Source organism: Streptomyces sp. NPDC104831 (assembly GCF_055583025.1).
Window position 1 is genome coordinate 205,775 of record NZ_JBVJOT010000001.1, and the last position, 17,178, is coordinate 222,952.

At 72.6% G+C, this 17,178-nt stretch carries 19 protein-coding genes and 3 tRNA genes; 6 read left to right on the forward strand and 16 right to left on the reverse strand.

Going from position 1 to position 17,178, the window contains the following annotated elements:
• Positions 1–220: 220 nt before the first annotated feature.
• The 7 genes from ACZ63H_RS00955 to ACZ63H_RS00985 all read right to left on the reverse strand — a co-directional run bounded on the left by ACZ63H_RS00955 (position 221) and on the right by ACZ63H_RS00985 (position 4,585).
• On the reverse strand, positions 221–1,138 hold the full coding sequence (locus ACZ63H_RS00955) for an SCO4651 family lipoprotein (protein ID WP_469860835.1): 918 nt from the start codon (positions 1,136–1,138) through the stop codon (positions 221–223).
• Between the two features lie 166 nt (positions 1,139–1,304).
• Entirely contained in the window at positions 1,305–2,030 is a 726-nt protein-coding gene (rplA, locus tag ACZ63H_RS00960) for a 50S ribosomal protein L1 (RefSeq protein WP_391625866.1), read from the reverse strand.
• Positions 2,031–2,139: 109 nt separating this feature from the next.
• The gene (gene rplK / locus ACZ63H_RS00965; protein ID WP_469860838.1) at positions 2,140–2,574 is read right to left on the reverse strand and encodes a 50S ribosomal protein L11; all 435 of its coding nucleotides are present in this window, start codon (positions 2,572–2,574) and stop codon (positions 2,140–2,142) included.
• A 130-nt stretch (positions 2,575–2,704) separates the two neighbouring features.
• Positions 2,705–3,154, reverse strand: coding sequence for a hypothetical protein (locus tag ACZ63H_RS00970; RefSeq protein ID WP_469860840.1), 450 nt, complete (start codon positions 3,152–3,154; stop codon positions 2,705–2,707).
• A 26-nt stretch (positions 3,155–3,180) separates the two neighbouring features.
• Entirely contained in the window at positions 3,181–4,041 is an 861-nt protein-coding gene (gene nusG, locus ACZ63H_RS00975) for a transcription termination/antitermination protein NusG (RefSeq protein WP_469860842.1), read from the reverse strand.
• Positions 4,042–4,121: 80 nt separating this feature from the next.
• Positions 4,122–4,406, reverse strand: a complete 285-nt coding sequence (gene secE, locus ACZ63H_RS00980; RefSeq protein ID WP_359051349.1) for a preprotein translocase subunit SecE — start codon at positions 4,404–4,406, stop codon at positions 4,122–4,124.
• Between the two features lie 106 nt (positions 4,407–4,512).
• Positions 4,513–4,585, reverse strand: a tRNA-Trp gene (locus ACZ63H_RS00985).
• A 261-nt stretch (positions 4,586–4,846) separates the two neighbouring features.
• Between ACZ63H_RS00985 and ACZ63H_RS00990 the strand changes: the two genes are divergently transcribed.
• Both ACZ63H_RS00990 and ACZ63H_RS00995 read left to right on the forward strand, forming a co-directional pair.
• Positions 4,847–6,073 (forward strand): pyridoxal phosphate-dependent aminotransferase, encoded by a 1,227-nt coding sequence (locus ACZ63H_RS00990; RefSeq protein WP_469860844.1) that lies wholly within the window; start codon positions 4,847–4,849, stop codon positions 6,071–6,073.
• 127 nt (positions 6,074–6,200) lie between these two features.
• Complete coding sequence (locus ACZ63H_RS00995; protein WP_469860846.1) at positions 6,201–7,241, forward strand: adenosine deaminase; 1,041 nt, start codon at positions 6,201–6,203, stop codon at positions 7,239–7,241.
• A gap of 14 nt (positions 7,242–7,255) precedes the next feature.
• Here the strand turns inward: ACZ63H_RS00995 and ACZ63H_RS01000 are convergent, their stop codons facing one another.
• Entirely contained in the window at positions 7,256–7,864 is a 609-nt protein-coding gene (locus ACZ63H_RS01000; protein ID WP_469860848.1) for a TetR/AcrR family transcriptional regulator, read from the reverse strand.
• A gap of 115 nt (positions 7,865–7,979) precedes the next feature.
• Here ACZ63H_RS01000 and ACZ63H_RS01005 point away from each other — a divergent pair, with 115 nt between their 5' ends.
• Positions 7,980–8,612, forward strand: coding sequence for an NAD(P)-dependent oxidoreductase (locus tag ACZ63H_RS01005; RefSeq protein WP_469860850.1), 633 nt, complete (start codon positions 7,980–7,982; stop codon positions 8,610–8,612).
• Between the two features lie 27 nt (positions 8,613–8,639).
• Here ACZ63H_RS01005 and ACZ63H_RS01010 read toward each other — a convergent pair whose 3' ends face one another.
• From ACZ63H_RS01010 to ACZ63H_RS01035, 6 genes are all read right to left on the reverse strand, one after another.
• On the reverse strand, positions 8,640–9,695 hold the full coding sequence (locus tag ACZ63H_RS01010; protein ID WP_469860852.1) for a UDP-N-acetylmuramate dehydrogenase: 1,056 nt from the start codon (positions 9,693–9,695) through the stop codon (positions 8,640–8,642).
• Between the two features lie 119 nt (positions 9,696–9,814).
• Complete coding sequence (locus ACZ63H_RS01015) at positions 9,815–10,243, reverse strand: MaoC family dehydratase (RefSeq protein WP_469860854.1); 429 nt, start codon at positions 10,241–10,243, stop codon at positions 9,815–9,817.
• A 7-nt stretch (positions 10,244–10,250) separates the two neighbouring features.
• Positions 10,251–10,703 carry an FAS1-like dehydratase domain-containing protein gene (locus ACZ63H_RS01020; RefSeq protein WP_469860856.1) on the reverse strand — a complete coding sequence of 151 codons (453 nt, stop codon included), beginning with the start codon at positions 10,701–10,703 and terminating at the stop codon, positions 10,251–10,253.
• Between the two features lie 159 nt (positions 10,704–10,862).
• The gene (gene rpmG, locus ACZ63H_RS01025; RefSeq protein ID WP_003948671.1) at positions 10,863–11,027 is read right to left on the reverse strand and encodes a 50S ribosomal protein L33; all 165 of its coding nucleotides are present in this window, start codon (positions 11,025–11,027) and stop codon (positions 10,863–10,865) included.
• 90 nt (positions 11,028–11,117) lie between these two features.
• Positions 11,118–11,190, reverse strand: a tRNA-Met gene (locus ACZ63H_RS01030).
• Between the two features lie 46 nt (positions 11,191–11,236).
• Positions 11,237–11,309 (reverse strand) — tRNA-Thr (locus ACZ63H_RS01035).
• 252 nt (positions 11,310–11,561) lie between these two features.
• Here ACZ63H_RS01035 and ACZ63H_RS01040 point away from each other — a divergent pair.
• Complete coding sequence (locus ACZ63H_RS01040; protein ID WP_469860858.1) at positions 11,562–12,827, forward strand: amidohydrolase family protein; 1,266 nt, start codon at positions 11,562–11,564, stop codon at positions 12,825–12,827.
• Between the two features lie 138 nt (positions 12,828–12,965).
• The gene (locus ACZ63H_RS01045; RefSeq protein ID WP_469860860.1) at positions 12,966–13,622 is read left to right on the forward strand and encodes an SDR family oxidoreductase; all 657 of its coding nucleotides are present in this window, start codon (positions 12,966–12,968) and stop codon (positions 13,620–13,622) included.
• Positions 13,623–13,654: 32 nt separating this feature from the next.
• On the opposite strand, the gene ACZ63H_RS01050 is transcribed toward ACZ63H_RS01045, so the two are convergent.
• Both ACZ63H_RS01050 and ACZ63H_RS01055 read right to left on the reverse strand, forming a co-directional pair.
• Entirely contained in the window at positions 13,655–13,867 is a 213-nt protein-coding gene (locus ACZ63H_RS01050) for a hypothetical protein (RefSeq protein WP_469860862.1), read from the reverse strand.
• A gap of 130 nt (positions 13,868–13,997) precedes the next feature.
• On the reverse strand, positions 13,998–14,222 hold the full coding sequence (locus ACZ63H_RS01055) for a hypothetical protein (protein ID WP_467932590.1): 225 nt from the start codon (positions 14,220–14,222) through the stop codon (positions 13,998–14,000).
• Between the two features lie 145 nt (positions 14,223–14,367).
• On the opposite strand from ACZ63H_RS01055, the gene ACZ63H_RS01060 reads away from it, so the two are divergent.
• Positions 14,368–16,977 carry a SpoIIE family protein phosphatase gene (locus ACZ63H_RS01060; RefSeq protein WP_469860864.1) on the forward strand — a complete coding sequence of 870 codons (2,610 nt, stop codon included), beginning with the start codon at positions 14,368–14,370 and terminating at the stop codon, positions 16,975–16,977.
• The last annotated feature ends 201 nt before the right edge of the window (positions 16,978–17,178 follow it).

Sequence of the window (17,178 nt, forward strand, 5' to 3'; positions counted from 1 at the left end):
TCACCGAGAGAGTACGGGACCGCGGCGCCCCAGAGCAAATCGGACCGAGCGGACCCGAGGCCGGGGCCGGTCGAGTGACCGGGCCCGCTCGGTCCGGTCCGCGGCCACGGCCGGGCCGGCCGGGGAGAGGCCCGGGGCCGGGCTCCCCCGGGTGCCGCCCGGCGCGCGCGGGCGCGAGGAGCCCGGGTGGCCCGGGGTGGGCCCAGGGGTGCCCGCCGGGTCAGGAGGCCGTGCCCGTGCCGCCCGTGACCGTGCCGCCGGACTTCATCATGTCGGCGAAGTCCTTGGTGTCGCCGGCCGGCGGGGCCTCGGCGTCGACCTTCACGCCGTAGTCCGAGTAGTACGCGGTGCTGGTCATCGCGCCGTTGGCGGTGTCCGCCTTCTCGGTCTTCTTGATCAGCAGGTCCTTGCCGTCGACCCAGATGTCGATGGTCTCCGTCGTGACGCCCGCCTGGCTGAGCTGCTTCTTCAGGGCCGCCATCTGGCCGGCGTCGAGGTTGCTGGTCTTGTCGGCGAGGTCGGCGACGTTGACCTTGCCCGAGTAGTGCGTGGTCTGGACGCCGGAGACCTTCTCCTCGCCGACCTTCTTCACGTCACCGGAGGCCAGCAGCAGCTTCACGGACTGGTTGGGGGTGGCGTTCTGGATCTGGTCCTTCATGTACGAGCCGGACGCGCCGCCGAGCTTGGCGAGGTCGTCGTACGAGTACTTGATCCAGTGCTTGCCGCCGCCCGCCTGCTGGGCGTAGGCGTCGCTCATGTGCGCGTAATAGGCGTCCGACAGATAGCGGGCCTCCATCGACTGGGTGCCGGCCTTCTTCATCAGCTCGGCCATCTGACCACCGGTGTAGGTGATGGTCATGGTGCCCTTGAGGCCGTCCTGCCAGGTGAGCGAGCCGTTCGCGCTCATCGACATGAGGTCCCCGACGGACGTCGTGGAACGCACCTTCGCCGAGTCGGCCTGGTCGGTGGACTTCTCCACGGAACGCAGCGCGGCGATGGGGCTGAGGTGCACCGACTCCTTGCCGGCCGCCTTGTCGTCCTTCTTGCCGGAGTCGGAGGAACCGCAGGCGGCCACTCCGGTCAGCGCGGCCACCACCGCGATGGAAAGGGTCGCCCGGCGCACGGTCGTGCTGTTCATCTGCTCCCACCCCTGTTGTGTGTCCTGTGCCTGCACCGTAACCCAGGCCCCTGACAGTCGTACGAAAGCCCGTACGAAGAAAGGACGGGCCCGGAACCGGAGAGGTTCCAGGGCCCGCCCTTTTGTTCTACGCGTCCCTGACGCGGCTACCGCGCTGAGCCGGGGCTCAGACGGCGGCCGGGTCCTCCTCGACGAGGAGGTTGCGGGTGCGGTTCGGGTCGACCGGGATGCCGGGGCCCATCGTGGTGGTGATGGCGGCCTTCTTGATGTAGCGACCCTTGGCGGCGGACGGCTTCAGACGGAGGATCTCCTCCAGCGCGGCGCCGTAGTTCTCCACCAGCTTGTCGTCCTCGAAGGACGCCTTGCCGATGATGAAGTGCAGGTTCGAGTGCTTGTCGACGCGGAACTCGATCTTGCCGCCCTTGATGTCGGTGACGGCCTTGGTCACGTCGGGGGTGACGGTGCCGGTCTTCGGGTTCGGCATCAGACCACGCGGGCCGAGGACGCGGCCGAGGCGGCCGACCTTGCCCATGAGGTCCGGGGTGGCGACGACGGCGTCGAAGTCCAGACGGCCCTTCGCGACCTCGTCGATCAGCTCGTCGGCACCGACGATGTCGGCGCCCGCGGCACGCGCGGCCTCGGCACGGTCGCCGGTCGCGAAGACCAGGACCCGGGCGGTCTTACCGGTGCCGTGCGGAAGGTTCACGGTGCCACGGACCATCTGGTCGGCCTTGCGCGGGTCGACACCCAGACGGAAGGCGACCTCGACGGTGGCGTCGAACTTGGTCGTGGAGGTCTCCTTGGCGAGACGGACGGCTTCGAGCGGGGCGTACAGCTTCTCCCGGTCGACCTTGGCGTCCGCAGCGCGGAGAGCCTTGCTGCGCTTGCTCACAACTTGCTCCTGTGTGTTCTGAAAGGAGTCGTGGTCCCTGGGCCGAGCAGGCCCTGCCACGTGCGGCCGCGAAATGCAGGCAGCCGCATGACTGCTACGAAGGTGGGGTTCAGCCCTCGACCGTGACGCCCATGGAGCGCGCGGTACCGGCGATGATCTTCGCCGCGGCGTCCAGGTCGTTCGCGTTCAGGTCGGCCATCTTGGTCTCGGCGATCTCGCGGACCTGCGCCTCGGTGATCTTGGCGACCTTGGTCTTGTGCGGCTCGCCGGAGCCCTTCTCGACGCCCGCGGCCTTGAGGATCATCTTCGCGGCCGGCGGCGTCTTGGTGATGAAGGTGAAGGAACGGTCCTCGTAGACCGTGATCTCCACCGGGATGACCCAACCACGCTGCGACTCGGTCGCGGCGTTGTAGGCCTTGCAGAACTCCATGATGTTGACGCCGTGCTGGCCCAGCGCGGGGCCGACCGGCGGGGCCGGGTTGGCGGCGCCGGCCTGGATCTGGAGCTTGATGAGCCCCGTGACCTTCTTCTTCTTGGGAGGCATGCTCTCTCCGGGTCCTTACTGAGAGGTTGATGGCCGTCTGCGTCATCCGGATTCATGCCTTGCACGATCCCGCAGATGGCATACCGCACAACGATAGCCGCTGTCCCCTCGGGACAAGAAATCCTCCAGGTCAGGCGGCTTGCGCGGGGTCTTCGGGACGTCGGTCGCGCAGCACGTGCACGGCCGCGGCGAGCAGCGCGAGCAGAGTCGCGCCCACGGGCACCGCGAGCAGGGCGGCCACGGCGCCGCGCCCCGTGTCGCCGGCGAGCGCCGCCCGGCCCGGCTCGCCGGGCGCGGTACGCACCGGCACGGTGTCGCCCTCGGTGCGGCCCCCCGCGCGCGTGCCGACCGGCAGGGCGGCCGTGACCCGCTCGCCCGCGAGGGAGTAGGTCACCGAGCAGCCGCCGAGGAGGCAGGGCCCGTCGTGGAAGGTGGCCGCGACCGGCTCGGCGCCGCGCAGCTCGGCGCGCTGCCAGGCCGCCGGGACGCAGACGGCGTACGCCAGGACGAGCGGCGCCAGTACCGCAACGGCGGCGGCGACGGGCCGCACACGGCGGAAGCGCCCCGGGCCGGTGGTCACCGGCGGGGCGCTTCCGGGGCGTGTGCTCAGTTCTTCTGGATCTGGTCGAAGGACAGCTCGACCGGGGTCTCGCGGCCGAAGATCTCCACCAGGCCCTTGACCTTCTTGGAGTCGGGGTTGATCTCGTTGATGGTCGCCTGGAGGGTGGCGAACGGGCCGTCGGTGACGGTGACCGAGTCGCCGACCTCGAAGTCCAGCACCTGGACCTCGACCTTGCGCTGCGGGGCGGGCTTGCCCTCGGCCTCGGCGGCCTCGCGGGCGGCCTTCTCCTCGGCCTCCGGGGCGAGCATCTTGACGATCTCGTCCAGGGTCAGCGGGTAGGGGTCGTAGGCGTTGCCGACGAAGCCGGTGACGCCCGGGGTGTTGCGGACGACGCCCCAGGACTCGTTGGTCAGGTCCATGCGGACCAGGACGTAACCCGGCAGCTTGTTCTGCTTGATCGTCTTGCGGTCGCCGTTCTTGATCTGGACGACCTCTTCCTGCGGCACCTCGGCCTGGAAGATGTAGTCCTCGACGTTCAGCGAGACGGCGCGCTGCTCCAGGTTGGTCTTCACGCGGTTCTCGTAACCGGCGTAGGTGTGGATGACGTACCACTCGCCGGGCAGGGTGCGCAGTTCTTCGCGCAGGGCCTGGACGGGGTCGACCGGAGCGGCCGGCTCGGCCTCGACGGCCTCGGCGACGGCTTCCTCGGAGGTCTCTTCGTCCTCGTCCTCGGCGTCGTCGGCGTGGACGGCGGCCTCCTCGGCCGGCTCCCCCGCCTCGGCCTCGGCAGCCTCGAACTCGTCCTGGTCGTCCGCGCCCTCGACGATGTCGAGCTCGTCGTCCACCGTCTCGGCAGCCAGCCCGCGGGGCTCAGTGGCGTCGTCGTTCAGGTTCGGGTCAGACACGATGGCTGCTTCTTCCTGGATACATAGGGGTGGAACATGCGAAAAGGGGCGCCGGTACCACGGCGCCCTTCGCTTTTGGCTCAGCCGAAGACGTACTTGGCCGCGTGGTCGAGCCCATAGTCAATCACGGTCACCAGGGCGATCATGATGACGACGAAGAAGATCACCACGGTGGTGTACGACGTCAGCTGGTTGCGTGTCGGCCAGACGACCTTGCGGAGTTCCGCGACGATCTGGCGGTAGAAGGTGGCGAGGCGCTTGAGCGGGCCCTTCTTGGCACGCTTTCCGCCCTTGCGGGCCTTCTTGGACTCCGGCACCTCATCCTGGGCATCAGGCGTGTCGATGGAGCCCACGGCGTCCGTCATGATCCTCACCTGATCCCGGGTCGTGGCCGTGCCGCGCCCGGTTTCTGAGCCGCACGGCGGTGCATTGCTGTACGTACATGCGCACACATCCTGGCGGTGTGTGTAGCAGGGCCGGAGGGACTTGAACCCCCAACCGCCGGTTTTGGAGACCGGTGCTCTACCAATTGAGCTACGACCCTTTGTGTGTCCCCCAACGTACCGCATCCGACCGGGTGCCCGATGTGCACCGGCTCGGCGACGGCCGTCGAGAGGCCAACGAGGTGAGAGTGTACGTGGTCCGGCGCCCGGCGTCGAACAGAAAGTGCCCGTCGAAGCCGGGGAGACGAAGATCGTCCAGGCCGGGGGCGGGATTCGGACCCGTGTTCACCCTTTGGCCGGTGGCTGCTCAGTCTGTGAAACCCGTGTGCCGGGGGTATTTCCGGTCTGGAACGATGGGCCGCATGAGCGCTGCAACCCCTCCCACCGAGCGCCGGGTCTCCGCCCGAGTCGGCGCGATCTCCGAGTCCGCCACCCTCGCCGTGGACGCCAAGGCCAAGGCCCTGAAGGCCGCCGGGCGTCCGGTGATCGGCTTCGGCGCCGGTGAGCCCGACTTCCCGACCCCGGACTACATCGTCGAGGCGGCCGTCGAGGCCTGCAAGAACCCCAAGTACCACCGCTACACCCCGGCCGGCGGCCTGCCCGAGCTGAAGGCCGCGATCGCCGCGAAGACGCTGCGCGACTCCGGCTGGGAGCCCGACGTCTCGCAGATCCTGGTCACCAACGGCGGCAAGCAGGCCATCTACGAGGCCTTCGCCGCGATCCTCGACCCGGGCGACGAGGTCATCGTCCCGGCGCCGTACTGGACGACGTACCCGGAGTCGATCCGCCTGGCCGGCGGTGTCCCGGTGGAGGTCGTCGCCGACGAGACCACCGGCTACCGGGTCTCGGTGGAGCAGCTGGAGGCGGCGCGCACGGAGCGGACGAAGGTCGTCCTCTTCGTCTCCCCGTCCAACCCGACCGGCGCGGTCTACTCGGAGGCCGAGACCGAGGCGATCGGCCGCTGGGCCCTCGAGCACGGCCTCTGGGTGCTCACCGACGAGATCTACGAACACCTGGTCTACGGCGACGCCGCCGCGGTGTCCCTGCCCGCGCTCCTGCCCGAGCTGCGCGACAAGTGCGTCGTGGTCAACGGCGTGGCGAAGACGTACGCCATGACCGGCTGGCGGGTGGGCTGGGTCATCGGCCCGAAGGACGTCGTCAAGGCCGCGACGAACCTCCAGTCGCACGCCACCTCCAACGTCTCGAACGTGGCCCAGGCGGCCGCCCTGGCCGCCGTCTCCGGCGGCCTGGAGGCGGTCGCGCAGATGCGGGAGGCCTTCGACCGGCGCCGCAAGACCATCGTGCGGATGCTCAACGAGATCGACGGCGTCGTCTGCCCGGAGCCCGAGGGCGCGTTCTACGCCTACCCGTCGGTCAAGGCACTGCTCGGCAAGGAGATCCGCGGCAAGCGCCCGCAGGACACCGTCGAGCTGGCCGCGCTGATCCTGGAGGAGGCCGAGGTCGCGGTCGTCCCGGGCGAGGCGTTCGGCACGCCGGGCTACCTGCGGCTGTCGTACGCGCTCGGCGACGAGGACCTCGCCGAGGGCGTGAGCCGCGTCCAGAAGCTGCTGGCGGAGGCGCGGGACTAGTTCCCGGCCGCCACGCGCGCGTGCGGGCCGTCTCCCTGCGGGGAGGCGGCCCGTTCTCGTGTGCGAGCGGGCGCACCTACGGGGAAACGGCTACCGGGAAAGCGGTGGCGTGCGGCAGGATCTGGGAATGGAGCGTGTACGTGATCTGTCCCGGCTGCCGAAAGCCCATCTGCACCTGCACTTCACCGGATCGATGCGACCAGGGACCGTGCTGGAGCTGGCCGACAAGTACGGCGTACGACTGCCCGACACGCTGAGGGACGCCCTCGTCAGCGGGGAGCCGCCGCGGCTGCGCGCCACGGACGAGCGGGGCTGGTTCCGCTTCCAGCGGCTGTACGACGCCGCCCGCTCCTGCCTGCGCGCGCCGGAGGACATCCAGCGCCTGGTGCGGGAGGCGGCGGAGGAGGACCTGAGGGACGGCTCGGGCTGGCTGGAGATCCAGGTGGACCCGACGTCGTACGCGCCCCGGCTGGGCGGTCTGATCCCGGCGCTGGAGGTCATCCTGGACGCGGTCGACACGACCTCCCGGGAGACCGGCCTCGGCATGCGCGTCCTGGTCGCCGCGAACCGGATGAAGCACCCGCTGGACGCGCGCACGCTGGCCCGGCTGGCGGTGCGCTACGCGGACCGGGGCGTGGTCGGCTTCGGGCTCTCCAATGACGAGCGGCGGGGCATGGCCCGGGACTTCGACCGGGCCTTCCACATCGCGCGCGAGGGCGGTCTGCTGTCGGCCCCGCACGGCGGGGAGCTGGCCGGCCCGGCGTCGGTCCGGGACTGCCTGGACGACCTGCACGCCACGCGGCTCGGGCACGGGGTGCGGGCCGCCGAGGACCCGCGGCTGCTGAAGCGGCTGGCCGACCGGGGAGTGACCTGCGAGGTGTGCCCGGCCTCGAACGTGGCGCTCGGCGTGTACGAGAAGCAGCGGGACGTCCCGCTGCGCACCCTCTTCGAGGCGGGCGTGCCGATGGCGCTCGGCGCGGACGACCCGCTGCTGTTCGGCTCCCGGCTGGCCGCCCAGTACGAGATCGCCCGGCACGCCCACGGCTTCACGGACGCGGAGCTGGCGGAGCTGGCCCGGCAGTCGGTGCGGGGCTCGGCCGCGCCCGAGGAGGTCAAGGCGCGGCTGCTGGCCGGGGTGGACGAGTGGCTGGCCCGCCCCGCGGCCTGAGCCGCCCGGCGGTCCTAGGCCACTTGGATGCCGCCCAGCAGGGTCCGGGCGAGCCGGGCGGCGAACTCGTCGACCGGCGGCCGCCGCCCGGTCTCCGTGGCATCGTAGGCGAAGGCGCGCTGGGCGCAGGCGCCGAGGAGCAGTGAGGCGGCGGCGTAGGTGTCGGCGTCGGCGCGGACCCGGCCGGCGGCCTGTTCGGCGCGCAGGTAGGCGTCCAGGCCCTGGATGGGCGTGTGCGGTCCGGAGCCGAGGGTGCGCAGGGTGTCGTCGTGGCGCCGCTTGAGCTGTGTCTCGGCGTACAGGGAGGCGGCGATCGGGAAGCTCTGCTCGTAGAAGAGGGCGGCCTGGCGGGCGATCGCGGTGAGGTTCTCCTCCAGGGTGGCCCGTCCGGGCGCGGCGGCGAGGCTGTCGAGCAGCGGGGTGAGCCGGGGCAGGCGCTCGGTGAGGACCCGTACGAACAGCTCTTCCTTGCTGTCGAAGTACTTGTAGAGGGCCGCTTCGGAGCAGCCGGCCGCGCGGGCGATCTCCTTGGTGGTGGCGCGGGCGAGTCCGACGGTGAGCATCAGCTCGTGGGCGGCGTCGAGGATGCGCACGCGCGCCGGTTTCGTCTCCGCGGGCTCCATGGGGCTCCTATCGGCCTTGACGGGTGGGTGAGTGCTTACCCACTCTAGGAGGCGCGGGGGTGAGTGAGCACTCACCCCCTGCGTTCGGGCAGCAGGGGAAGTCAGGAAGGACACCATGAAGCTCACTGTTTTCGGCGCCACCGGGGGGACGGGCCGGGAGCTGGTCCGCCAGGCCCTGGACGCCGGTCACGAGGTCACGGCGGTCGTCCGCGACCCCGCCGGGCTCCGGGTGTCCGGGGACCGGCTGGAGGTCGTCCGCAGCGGCCTGGGCGACCCGGAGGAGCTGCGCGCCGCCGTCCGCGGCCGGTACGCCGTCCTGTCCGCCCTGGGGCCGCGCGGCCGCAGGGCCGACGGGGTGACCGCCCGGCTGACCCGGACGATCGTGGGCGCCATGGAGGCGGAGGGGGTGCGCCGGCTGCTGGTGGTCAGCGCCAGCCCGGTCGGCCCGGCCCCCGAGGGCGACGGCGCCGTGGACCGCGCGGTGCGGAGCGTCATCTCGGTGATCCTGAAGGACGTCTACGCCGACCTGCGCGAGATGGAGGCCGGCCTGGCCCGCAGCGACACCGACTGGACGTGCGTGCGGCCGCCGCGGCTCCAGGACAAGCCGCTCACCGGGCGCTACCGCACGGTCGTCGGCGGCTCCCCCACGCGGGGCCGCTTCCTCGCGCGCGCGGACGTCGCGCACGCGATGCTGTCGATGATCGACGCCAAGGAGACCGTGCGGCAGGGGGTGGGGGTGGCGTACTGATCCGGTGCGCCGCCGCCGGGGCGGACGCTACAGGCTCACGCCCACGGTCACCGGCTCGTTGACCAGGGTGACGCCGAAGGCCGCGCGGACCCCGGCGACCACCTCGCGGGCCAGGGCGAGCAGGTCCTCCGTGGTGGCCTCGCCCCGGTTGGTCAGGGCGAGGGTGTGCTTGCTGGAGATGCGGGCGGGGCCGGTGCCGTAGCCCTTGGTGAAGCCCGCCCTGTCGATGAGCCAGGCCGCGGACGTCTTCGTACGGCCCGGTCCCGCCGGGTAGGCGGGCGGTTCGACGCCGTCGCCCAGCCGTTCGCGCACGCGCGCGTGGAAGGCGGCGAACTGCTCGTCGGTGAGGATCGGGTTGGTGAAGAAGGACCCGGCGGACCAGGTGTCGTGGTCCTCGGGGTCCAGCACCATGCCCTTCCCGGCGCGCAGCCTCAGCACGGTCGCGCGGGCGTCGGCGAGCGGCACCCGCTCACCGGTGGCCACGCCGAGCGCGCGGGCGGTCTCGGCGTACTTCAGCGGCGCGGACAGCCCGCCCGCGTCCTCCAGCGCGAAGCGGACCCGGAGTACGACGTAGCGGTCGGGGTCGGCCTTGAAGCGGCTGTGGCGGTACGAGAAGGCGCACTCGTCGTTCGTGAGGACGACGGTCTCGCCGGCCCGGCGGTCGTACGCGACGACCTCGGTGATCGTCGAGGAGACCTCCTGGCCGTAGGCGCCCACGTTCTGGATGGGCGTGGCGCCCGCGGAGCCGGGGATGCCGGCCAGGCACTCGATCCCGGCCAGCCCTGCCTCCACGCTGCGGGCGACGGCGTCGGTCCACACCTCGCCGGCCGCCAGCTCCAGCGTGCCGCCGCGCAGTTCGACCCCGCGCGTGGCGATGCGCAGCGCGGTGCCGTCGAAGCCCTTGTCACCGATGACCAGGTTCGATCCGCCGCCGATGATCAGCAGCGGCGTGCCGCTGTCGTCGGCCTCGCGCACCGCGGCGATGACCTCGGCGTCGGTGCCGGCCGTCACCAGCCGGGTCGCGGGACCGCCCAGCCGGAAGGTGGTCAGCGGGGCAAGGGGGGCGTCGTGGAGTACCTGCACGGGCCAAGCGTACGAGACGGGGGCGAGGGGGCCGGGCACGTGGGGACCGGCCGCCCGCCGCCCCGGAGCGAGGGGCGCCCTTCCGCGGAGGGGCGCCCCTCGCTCCGGCAGCGGGGTCCTCAGGCCAGTCGTACGACCGCCCGGGACATGCCGAGCACCTTCTGGCCGGCGCTCATGGCCGTCAGGTCCACCCGCACGGTGCGGTCGTCCAGCTTGGCCGCGACCTTGCCGCTGACCTCGATCAGCGCGCCCTGGTCGTCGTTCGGGACGACGACGGGCCGGGTGAAGCGGACGCCGTACTCCACGACCGCGCCCGGGTCACCGGTCCAGTCGGTGACCACGCGGATCGCCTCGGCCATGGTGAACATGCCGTGCGCGATGACGTCCGGCAGGCCCACCTCCTTGGCGAACTTCTCGTTCCAGTGGATCGGGTTGAAGTCCCCGGAGGCACCCGCGTAGCGCACCAGCGTGGCGCGCGTCACGGGGAAGCTCCGCGCCGGCAGCTCGGTGCCGACCTCGACGTCGTCGTACGCGATCTTCGCCGTCATCGGATCCTCACGCCTCCTCGGCCGCGCGGGCCACGAGCTTGGTCCAGGCGGTCACGACGAGTTCGCCGGTCTCGTCGTGGACCTCACCGCGGATGTCCAGGATGTCGTTGCCGGCCAGAGACTTGATGGCCTCGATGGTGGAGGTGACCGTGAGCCGGTCGCCGGCGCGCACCGGGCGGGCGTAGGCGAACTTCTGGTCGCCGTGCACCACACGGCTGTAGTCCAGGCCGAGCTGCGGGTCCTCGATGACCTGTCCGGCGGCCCGGAAGGTGATGGAGAACACGAAGGTCGGCGGGGCGATCACATCGGGGTGGCCGAATTCCTCGGCGGCCTCGGGGTCCGTGTACACCGGGTTGGTCTCGCCCACCGCCTCGGCGAACTCGCGGATCTTCTCCCGGCCCACCTCATAGGGCGCGGTGGGCGGGTAGGTCCGTCCCACGAAGGACTGGTCGAGCGCCATGGCCCGGCACCTCCTGATCTTTGCTGTGAGGGCCCCAAATTAGCCGGAAACCGGTCGGGGAATCCCACGGGGCCGGATGGGGCGCACGGTGTGGCCGGGCCGGGAAAACGCCGTGAGGCCGCCCCCTCGGAAGGGGACGGCCTCACGAACGAGCCTGATTTATCGCGTTTCGCGGTGCGCAGTGTGCGCGTTGCAACGCGGGCAGTGCTTCTTCATCTCAAGACGGTCCGGGTTGTTACGCCGGTTCTTCTTGGTGATGTAGTTCCGCTCCTTGCACTCCACGCAGGCCAGCGTGATCTTCGGGCGGACGTCGGTGGCAGCCACGTGAGTGCTCCTAAGACGAACGGATGGACTGGTTCAACGCAAGAAAGAGTAGCCGATCGAAGGACCGACCCCACAATCGGCTACTGTCAGTAGCGGTGACCGGACTTGAACCGGTGACACAGCGATTATGAGCCGCTTGCTCTACCGACTGAGCTACACCGCTTTGATGAGATCAGCTCCCGCCTTGCGACGGGAACCTCTCACACCAGAGCCCCAAAACGGAATCGAACCGTTGACCTTCTCCTTACCATGGAGACGCTCTGCCGACTGAGCTATTGGGGCGAGCGATGAAGACATTACACGGTCCGCAGCCGTTCACCCAAATCCGTATCCCGCCGCCCGCCGGAAGGCTCCTCACGGCCCGCTCGGCGGTCCTCCGGGCCCCGGGCCACGCCGGTACGACTATTGCGCCCTTCCCGGATCCGCGCGGCCGGCGACCCTAGGCTCGATCCGCCCTGCGTGATCTTGGGGCGACCACGCGCCCCGCACCCGTCACGCCGGCCCGCCCGAGCCCTGCCCCGACCCTGGAGCGCGATGCCCGACAGCCAGCCGCAGCCGCAGCCGCCGCCGGACCGGCCGGGGTCCTCCGGGCCGTCCGGCCCGGCCGGCCTCCTGCTGTGCGGGGCGCGGCTCACCGACGGCCGGACCGTGGACGTGCGGCTGGGCGGGGACCGCATCGAGGCGGTGGGCACCGCCGGCAGCCTCGCGGCGGGTCCGGCCCGCGCGGGCGTCGCCCGGCTGGACCTGAGCGGGTACCTGCTGCTGCCGGCCCCGGCCGAACCGCACGTCCACGGGGACACCGCGCTGTCCGCCGAACACCCGGGGCCGGTGTCGTACGCCTCCGGGGACGTCCAGCGCCGGGCGACGGAGGCGGCCCTGTCGCAGCTCGGGCTCGGCGCGACGGCGGTGCGCGCGCACGTGCGCGTGGGCGACGTGCGGGGGCTCGGCGCGCTCGGCGCGGTGCTGCGGGCCCGGCGGTCGCTGCGCGGGCTGATGGAGCTGACGACGGTGGCGGTGCCGCGGCTGCTGACCGGGGTGGCCGGGGCCGACGGGCTGGCCGTGCTGCGGGACGCGGTGAAGACGGGCGCCTGCGTGGTGGGCGGCTGCCCGGACCTGGACCCGGACCCCGCCGGCTATGTGGAGGCGGTCCTGGAGGTGGCCGCCGAGCACGGCTGCCCGGTGGACCTGCACACGGACGCCGCCGACCCGGCCCGGCTGTCCCGGCTCGCGGCCATGGCCGGGGGTCTGCGCCCCGGCGTGACCATCGGGCCGTGCGCCGGTCTCGCGCGCCTGCCCGCCCGGCTCGCCTCGCGCACCGCGGACCGGCTCGCGGCGGCCGGCGTGACGGTGGCATGCCTGCCCCAGGGCGGCTGCGGCGGCACCGACCGGCGGGGCACGGCGCCGGTGCGGCTGCTGCGCGCGGCCGGGGTGCGGGTGGCGGCCGGGAGCGGGGCCCTGCGCGACGTGTCCAACCCCGTCGGGCGCGGCGATCCCCTGGAGGCGGCCTACCTCCTCGCGTCCGTCCACGGACTGCGCCCGGAGGACGCCTACGACGCGGTGTCCGCCTCGGCCCGTGCGGCGCTGGGACTGCCCGAGGTGCGGGTGGAGGCGGGCTTCCCGGCCGAGCTGCTGGCCGTGCGCGGCGACCGCCTGGCCGGCGCGCTGTCCCTGGCCTACAGCCGGATCGTGGTGCACCGGGGCCGGGTGGTGGCCCGCACGAGCGCGGTGCGCGAGTACTGCCACTCGGCGACGGCGGCGGAAACCGGGCTGCCGCGGCAGGGGCGCGGGGAGTTGTCGTGAGCCGGGCGGGTGACCGCAGGGGCGGTGTGGGCGCGCCGGCGCGCGGCCACGCCCGCACGCGGCCCCTTGCGGCGGGGCCCGGGCCGTGCCGGCCAACTCGTGCGGCGGATGCGGCTCTTCGGGCGTACGGTCGGAATCATGCGCATTGTCATCGCTGGTGGACATGGTCAGATCGCGCTGCGCCTGGAGCGCCTGCTCTCCGCGCGCGGTGACGAGGTCGCGGGCGTCATCCGCACGCCCGGGCAGGGCGACGACCTGCGGGCGGCCGGTGCCGAACCGGTCCTGCTCGACCTGGAGTCGGCCCTGCTGGAGGAGGTGGCGGCGCATCTCCAGGGCGCGGACGCGGCGGTCTTCGCGGCCGGCGCGGGTCCGGGCAGCGGCGCGGCCCGCAAGGACACGGTGGACAGGGGCGCGGCGGTGCTGTTCGCGGACGCGGCCGTACGCGCCGGCGTGCGCCGCTTCCTGGTGGTGTCCTCGATGGGCGCGGACCCCGCGCACCGGGGGGACGAGGTCTTCGACGCGTACCTGCGCGCCAAGGGCGAGGCCGACGCGTACGTCACCCGTCAGGAGGGCCTGGACTGGACGATCCTGCGCCCGGGCGCGCTGACGGACGAGCCGGGCACCGGCCTGGTCCGGATGGAGGCGCACACGGGGCGCGGCGCGGTCCCCCGGGACGACGTCGCGGCCGTCCTCGCGGAGCTGGTGGACACGCCGGCGACGGCCGGGCTCACGCTGGAGCTGATCAGCGGTTCGACACCGGTGTCGGTCGCGGTCAAGTCGGTGGCGGGCAACTGAGGGTGCGGATCGCCCGCAGGGGTCACGCGGCGTCAGAACAGGGGCAACTGGCCGGGGAAGTCCGGCAGGACGTAACCGTCCAACGACGGCTGCGCCGCGCCGACCTGGGCGTGCCGTCGCGACCCGGCGCAGGAGACGAGTTCGCCGCTCGCCCGCGCCCCGGGCGGGTCGTGCCGCGCGAAGCGGCCAGCGACGACGGCGATGTCGCGGTGGCACACGGGACAGGTTCTGCGTCGGGAGGACATGCCGCCAGTGTGCCCGCCGGCGTACCGGTGATCGACCGGCCGGGGGCATGGCCGCCGCGCGGCCGCCCCGGGCTCCTCGCGGTCACGGGCGTGCCCGCGGGCCGGCCGTACGACGCGCCGAGGGGCGCGGTCAGGTCCGCGTCTCCGCCTCCCAGCGGTCGGGGCCGACGCCGCGCCAGTCGATCAGCGGGGAGTCGGCGACCTCCTCCGGTTCCATCTCCAGCCCCGCCCGGCGCAGGAATTCCACCAAGTCCCGCACGTTGTGCGCGAGGCCGAGGATCTCGCCGTCCACCCGCACCCGGCGACCGCCGGTAGGGGACGGCAGCTGCACGATGATGGGGCGTTTCCCGGCCATGGCTCCAGCATCGTCCGGACCGCCCGCGCGCGCACCCGGGCCGGTCGCGCGGCGGCTTCGGCGGGGATCCACGGCGGACCCCCGGGCGGGTGATTCATGGGATCTTCGCCCTTTTCATCCCCGTGCTTCTGGGCACCCAACCGGTATGGGCAGCCCCATCCCCCCGGGAACGCCGGCGCGGCACCTGGTTCCGGCGCCGGAGAGCGTCGCGGTCGCCCGCAGGTTCGTACGGTCGGTGCTGGACGGTCTGGCGCCGGACGTGGTGGACACCGCCGAGCTGCTGACCGGCGAGCTGGTGACCAACGCCGTCCTGCACGCGCGCACCGCGATCGAGGTGGAGGCGTGGACCGTCGAGGGCCAGGCCCATGTGCGGGTCGGCGACCACCGCCCGGACTACGGGCTGGTGCCCCACGCCCGCCATCTGTACGCCTGCACCGGCAGGGGCCTCGCCCTGGTCGAGGAGCTGGCCACCAGCCACGGCGTGCACAGCGGCGAGGGCCGCAAGACGGCCTGGTTCGAGGTGTGGCCCGAGGCGCCCGCGCCGCCGCCGTCCGCCTGGGAGACCGTGGCGCCGCCCGGCCGGACCGTCACCGTGACGCTGAACGACGTGCCGTACGCCCTGTACTGGGCGGCCCAGCAGCAGTGGGAGGGGTTGTTGCGCGAGCTGCTGCTCGCCACCCCCGGGACGGTGGTGCGCCCGGCGGACCTGACCGTCGCCCAGGACACGAGCAGCATGATCTGCGCGTCCATGACGGCGGCGGTGGAGCAGGAGACCCCCGACAGCTCGACGCTCTCCCTGCTGGTGGCGTTCGCGGCGGACGCCGCGCCCCGCGTCGCGACGCTGTGCCGGGTGCTCAACGCCGCCGACGCGGCGGCGCAGCAGGGCTGTCTGCTGGCCCTGCCGGCGCTGCCGCACATCCGGGCCTTCCGGCACTGGCTGCTCGGCCAGATCACCGACCAGTTGTCCGGCGCACGGCCCACCGCGTGGACGCAGGCCCCCGCGGCCCCGGGCACCAACCCGACGGACCTGTCGCCGTGGGACGCGAGCGAGGTGGAGGCCGCGCAGGTGCCGACCGTGGCGGCCGACGACGGCAACCGGATCATCGCGGTGAGCGACGCCGCGTCGAGCCTGCTGGGCTGGCCCGCGCACGACCTGGTCGGGCAGCGGCTGACCGTGCTCATGCCCGAACACCTGCGCCAACGCCATGTGACGGCCTTCACCTCGCTGCTGCTCACCGGCGAGTCCCGCATCCTGGGCCGGCCGGTACCGGTTCCCGCGCTGCACCGGGACGGCCATGTGGTCCCCATCCGCCTCACCATCGAGACCCAGGAGGCGATCGACGGGCGCACCGTGTTCGTCGCCCAGCTCGCCACGACGACGGCTCCCCTGGTCCCGGTGGACGCCCCCCGGAAGGCGGGGCACTCGACGCGGCCGTCGCCGGGCCCGGTGCGGTTGCCGACGACCACCAAGACGGTGAAGCCGGTGAGCACGCAGGCGGCGACGCCGGAGTGGCTGTCCCTGTTCGCCGACGTCGGCATGGCGCTGACCGGCACCCTCGACCCCCACGAGCGGCTGCGGCGGGTGTGCCAGGCCCTGACCCGGGAGCTGGCCGACTGGTGCATGGCCGACCTCGTCGACGAGCAGGGGCGCCTGGAGCGGGTCTGCCTCGTCCACCGCGACCCCCGGGCGCCGGTGCCCGGGTCGCACCTCGGCCGGCTCGCCCCGCCGTCGGAGATCACCGAGGGCTCGCTGCCCAGGGTGCTGCGCGGCGCGGGTCCGCTGCTGGTCACCGACGCCGCCTCGCCCGGGCGGCCGCAGAACGCCTTCGAGGCGCGGCAGCTGGAGCTGGTGGAGCACCTGGGGGCGAGCACCGCCGTCGTCGCTCCGCTGCGGGCCCAGCGGGAGGTCTTCGGCGCCCTGACCATGGTCCGTACCGAGGACGAGAACCCGTTCACCAAGGAGGACATCCCCCTGGTCTCGGAGCTGGTCCGTGCCGTCGCGCTCGGGGTGGACAACGCCCGGCTGCACCAGCACGCCCGCTCCAACGCCGAGCACCTCCAGCGCGCGCTGCTGCCCGATCTGCCCCGCGTGGAGCACCTGGAGCTGACGGCCCGCTACGTGCCCTCCAGCACCACCGCGGAGGTCGGCGGCGACTGGTACGACGCCTTCACGCTGCCCTACGGCGACATCGCGCTGGTCATCGGCGACGTCTCGGGGCACGACCTCCAGGCCGCGGTCGCCATGAGCACCCTGCGCAACATGCTGCGCGGCATCGCCGTCGACCGGCAGGAGCCGCCCGGGGAGGTGCTGCGCCGCCTGGACCTGGCGAGCCAGACCCTGAACCCGCAGTCCACCGCCACCTGCGTCTACGCCGTCGTCAAGGGCGACGGCCGCACGACATGGCTGCGCCACTCCTCCGCCGGCCACCTGCCGCCCCTGCTGACCACCCGGGAGGGCGAGACGCGGTACCTGGACGAGGGCCGGGGCCTGCTGATCGGCATGGACCCGAGCCTGCCCCGCCGCTCCTCCTACGACGCGCTGCCGCCCCAGTCCACGCTGCTGCTGTTCACCGACGGCCTGATCGAACGCCGCGGGGAGTCGCTGGACGACGCGATGAGCCGGCTCCGCCACTTCACGGCCGCCCAGGCGCAGGCCCCCCTGGACGTCTTCTGCGACGAACTGGTCATCAAGTTCGGCGCCGACACCACCGACGACATCGCCCTGCTCGCCCTGCGGCCCACACCACCCGGCTGAACCCCGGACACCCCCGGCGGCACGCACGACGAGAGCCCCGTGACCTGTTCTCACAGATCACGGGGCTCTCGTTCCCGTGTGGCGGCGCCAGGATTCGAACCTGGGAAGGCTGAGCCGGCAGATTTACAGTCCCCCCATCACACGCCAAATCAAGCCGCTGGCCTGCGCAAACGCCACCATTAGGCGCTCAGTGACGGTTAC